The sequence below is a fragment of the Bacillus sp. LL01 genome, assembly GCF_001037965.1.
In genome coordinates this window covers 1-3,852 of sequence record NZ_LFEL01000206.1, presented here as the reverse complement: position 1 = coordinate 3,852, position 3,852 = coordinate 1, and the positions used below count along the sequence as shown (strand labels likewise).

Sequence of the window (3,852 nt, the reverse complement as noted above, 5' to 3'; positions counted from 1 at the left end):
AACGTCTTTATTGCAGCCTTGATGGCCATCTTTGTTGCTTTTATCCTCACCTACCATGATCCACGTGGCTTGCTGTTATTATTCGATCTTCACTTTTTAGAAATGCCACTTTTTATTTGGTTGATTGCGACATTCGTACTTGTWGGAGTAACATCTKGTGCGATTCAAGCACTCCCGTTGAAAAAAAGGATTGATACTCTCGTACACGGGGCTGCACGTTTTGAGCGTGGAACATTCTCACATCGCTTAACAGTTGAAGGGGAAGATGAGTTAACCGAACTAGCGGAAAGAATGAACCGAATGGCTGCTCAAATAGAAGAACAAATTGCTTCTTTGCAACGTCTATCAACAGAGAGGGCAGCGATGCAAGAAACAGTTAAGAAGGCAGCCGTTACAGAAGAGCGCCAACGCTTAGCAAGAGAGTTGCATGATGCGGTTAGTCAGCAATTATTTGCCATTTCCATGATGACGGCAGCTCTTAGACTAAGTGAAACCAAGCAAGAGGATCAGCTGGAGATGGTTGAAAAAATGGCTAATACAGCGCAAGCCGAAATGAGAGCATTGCTCTTACATCTCAGACCAGCTCATTTAGAAGGGAAAAGTCTGGAAGAGGGAGCTGGCCAACTGTTTTTAAAGCTTGAAGAGAAGCACCATGTTGGTGTGATATTCTCCATGGATATTGATACCGAGCTTCCAAAAGGGATTGAAGATCAAATTTACCGCTTGATTCAAGAGGCGATCTCAAATATTTTGAGACATTCCGAGGCAACGGAAGTAGAGTTTCAATTTAGAGAACTTGATCAAGAGATGAACATGAAAATTTTAGATAACGGCGTAGGTTTTGATGTTGAAAATGTTACTGCTGACTCTTATGGATTGCAGACGATGAAAGAGCGCATGAATGATATAGGTGGCGTATTAAATGTATTATCGGTACCAAATCAAGGAACGCAATTAGAAGCGAAAATCCCGATTGCTTGGAGGAGAAACCAAGATGATAAAAGTGTTACTAGTGGATGATCATGAGATGGTACGAATGGGGATGCATGCTTTTCTTTCCACACAACAGGACTTAGAAGTAGTTGGACAAGCGAGTAATGGTGTTGAAGGAGTAAAGATGGCGCTTGAGCTCTCACCTGATGTGATCGTAATGGATTTAGTGATGGAAAAAATGGATGGGATAGAAGCAACGAGAGCAATCATGCAGGAGAACCCGGAAAGTCGCGTTATTGTTTTAACTAGCTTTATTGATGATGAGAAGGTCTATCCCGTTATCGAAGCAGGGGCTTTTAGTTATTTACTCAAAACATCATCTGCAAGTGAAATTGCACAGGCGATCCGTTCAGCGGCAAATGGGGAGTCCGTCCTTGCAGCAAAAGTAACGAATAAAATGATGAAGCACATGAGAACCTCTAAGGAAAAGGCATTACATGAAGGCTTAACACCACGAGAATTGGAAGTCTTAAAATTAATTGGGGTTGGGAAGACGAACCAAGAAATTGCGGAGAATTTGTTTATTGGTATAAAAACAGTCAAAACACATGTCAGCAATATTCTTCAAAAACTAGCTCTTGAAGATCGTACACAAATTGCCATCTATGCACACCGACACCGCCTCGTTACATAAAGAAGCCGACACGATTTTATACTCGCGTCGGTTTCTTTAGTTAATGGTATAGGTTGTCACAAAAGATGGGCGAGGAAAAATCGAAGTGTTTAGACCTTCTTTTGTTCCACGCTTCTTGTGGGCGTGCTTGTATGCATTAGATTCCTGCCATTTAATGAAAGACGCATGGTTATCCCAAATGGTCATCACAATATACGTATCTGTTGATTCAGGCCTCAAAATTCTAATTGCCTTAAAGCCAGGTTCCTCTTCTACTAAACCTGCGCGGTTATTAAACCGTTCTTCAAATGCAGCTCTCCCAGTTTCAGTAACAGGAATATTATTCATTACGACAAAGCCTTGAGATGGAAGCTGACCTTACGCGCTTAGGAATGTGTACATATCGCCTTCTTGCGATTCTGTTGGAAGTTCCAATAATCAAGTGGCGCTTCTTCATGTGCAAGGTGGACGTAGTCGGCGGTGTCAGTTGGTTGTTTTAGGTAAAGTAAGGCATCCATCAAATGATCTCCTCCAGTCATAAAATGAAACATAATGTCAATCTATTCGTAGAAAGTATATCGTACGAACTCGATTATTGGCAAAAATGACGATTAGGCTTAAAATAAAGTGAGTGTCTGAATGAGGAAATTGACTTTCTTTTGGGGAGTTTCTATTTTTTTCTTGGGATATACTAGTTAAAAAGGAGGGATGAAATGCTTCTGAAACGTTTATCAATAGGCATTATTATCGTTCTCTCGACCGTGTTGATTGGGCTAGTTGGGTATCTCTTTATCCTGCTAGCTGGGAATTTTGCCATTGACAATGAGAAGCTTGTGATGAACACCACAACTTCCTTGGTTGATGAAAATGGTGAATTATTAACGAAGTTATATATAGAAAATCGTGAACTTGTCTCCATAGATGATATACCAGACCATGTCGAAGAGGCTTTCGTCGCTATTGAAGATGCTAGGTTCTATGAGCACCAAGGTGTAGATTTTCGTGCGATTGGTAGAGCCATTTATCGTGATATTTTAGCAGGGGCGAAAGTTGAGGGTGGTAGTACCATTACGCAACAATTAGCCAAAAACGTCTTTTTATCAAATGAGAAAACATGGCTTAGAAAAACAAAAGAAGTCATGATTGCGATGAATCTTGAGCGCAAATATAGCAAAGAGGAATTGCTTGAAATGTATTTAAACCGAATTTATTTTGGTCATGGGGCTTATGGTGTTCAAGCAGCTTCTAAATTATATTTTAATAAACCGGTAAATGAATTATCGGTTGATGAAGGGGCCCTCTTGGCAGGACTACCTAAAGCACCTAATAGTTATTCACCCATTGCAAATCCTGATCGTGGTAAACAAAGACGTGATGTGGTATTGACGGTGATGGAGCGCAGAGGATATATTTCTGCTGAAGAAGCTGTTAGATACAAAGGGCGCACGATTGCTGTTGACCACAATAAAATCACAGAAAACGATGCTTACCTTACCTATATTGATATGGTGTTAGATGAGGCAGCGGAAACCTATCRATTGACCAATGAAGAAGTTCTATCAGGAGGCTATAGAATTGTTGTTCCGATGAGTCAAACCTTGCAGCAATCTACCTATGACCGAATTCGAAATGATGACTATTTTCCAGAGGGCAACGAAGAAGCTGAAGCCGCGGCAGTCTTTATGGATGTAAAAACAGGAGGCATTTTAGCTGTTCAAGGTGGTCGAGAATACGTCAGACGTGGGTTGAATCGAGTTGAATCTAAGAGACAACCAGGTTCAGCGTTTAAGCCACTTGCTGTGTTTGCACCGGCTYTTGAAGAGGGACAGTATGGTCCTTATTCTATGCTAAGAGATGAAGCACTCACATATGGCGGGGATTACACCCCAAGAAATAGTAACAGTGAGTACAGTGGGCAAGTGACGATGTATGATGCAATCACTCATTCGACGAATGCGCCAGCTGTTTGGTTGTTAAATGAGCTGGGGGTAAAAAAGTCCACCAGCTTTCTAGAGCAACTTGGTATGAAGGTTCCTGATAAAGGTCTTTCGATTGCCCTTGGTGGTTTAGAAGAAGGGGTAACCCCGTTTGAGATGATGAAGGCATACAGAGCATTTGCAAACCAAGGGAAGATGATTGAACCTCATTTTATCTCCGCTATTTATGACCGCAATGGGGAATTAATTGGACGAGCGAATGAGGAGGAAACAGAAGTTGTTTCCGAGCAAACAGCTTGGTATATGACA

At 41.4% G+C, this 3,852-nt stretch carries 5 protein-coding genes; 3 read left to right on the top strand and 2 right to left on the bottom strand.

Features of this window, described 5'->3' with window-relative positions; genetic code table 11:
• Both AB685_RS28005 and AB685_RS28000 read left to right on the top strand, forming a co-directional pair.
• Positions 1 to 1,020 (top strand): sensor histidine kinase (locus tag AB685_RS28005; protein ID WP_047973882.1); only part of this gene is annotated, 1,020 nt, incomplete at its 5' end.
• Positions 995 to 1,627: a response regulator transcription factor gene (locus AB685_RS28000; protein WP_047973881.1), complete on the top strand. Its 633-nt coding sequence runs from the start codon at positions 995 to 997 to the stop codon at positions 1,625 to 1,627. The genes AB685_RS28005 and AB685_RS28000, both read left to right, overlap by 26 nt.
• Before the next feature lie 36 nt (positions 1,628 to 1,663).
• Here AB685_RS28000 and AB685_RS29975 read toward each other — a convergent pair whose 3' ends face one another.
• Both AB685_RS29975 and AB685_RS32445 read right to left on the bottom strand, forming a co-directional pair.
• Entirely contained in the window at positions 1,664 to 1,954 is a 291-nt protein-coding gene (locus AB685_RS29975; protein WP_053073981.1) for an antibiotic biosynthesis monooxygenase, read from the bottom strand.
• Between the two features lie 38 nt (positions 1,955 to 1,992).
• Positions 1,993 to 2,124: a hypothetical protein gene (locus AB685_RS32445; RefSeq protein WP_277814317.1), complete on the bottom strand. Its 132-nt coding sequence runs from the start codon at positions 2,122 to 2,124 to the stop codon at positions 1,993 to 1,995.
• A gap of 195 nt (positions 2,125 to 2,319) precedes the next feature.
• Between AB685_RS32445 and AB685_RS27990 the strand changes: the two genes are divergently transcribed.
• The coding region (locus AB685_RS27990; RefSeq protein ID WP_047973880.1) for a PBP1A family penicillin-binding protein at positions 2,320 to 3,852 on the top strand (1,533 nt) is incomplete at its 3' end.

Coding starts and splice junctions, on each gene's coding strand:
- AB685_RS29975 (WP_053073981.1), bottom strand. CDS start 1,954: ATGAATAATATTCCTGTTACTGAAACTGGGAGAGCTGCATTTGAAGAA.
- AB685_RS32445 (WP_277814317.1), bottom strand. CDS start 2,124: ATGGATGCCTTACTTTACCTAAAACAACCAACTGACACCGCCGACTAC.
- AB685_RS28000 (WP_047973881.1), top strand. CDS start 995: ATGATAAAAGTGTTACTAGTGGATGATCATGAGATGGTACGAATGGGG.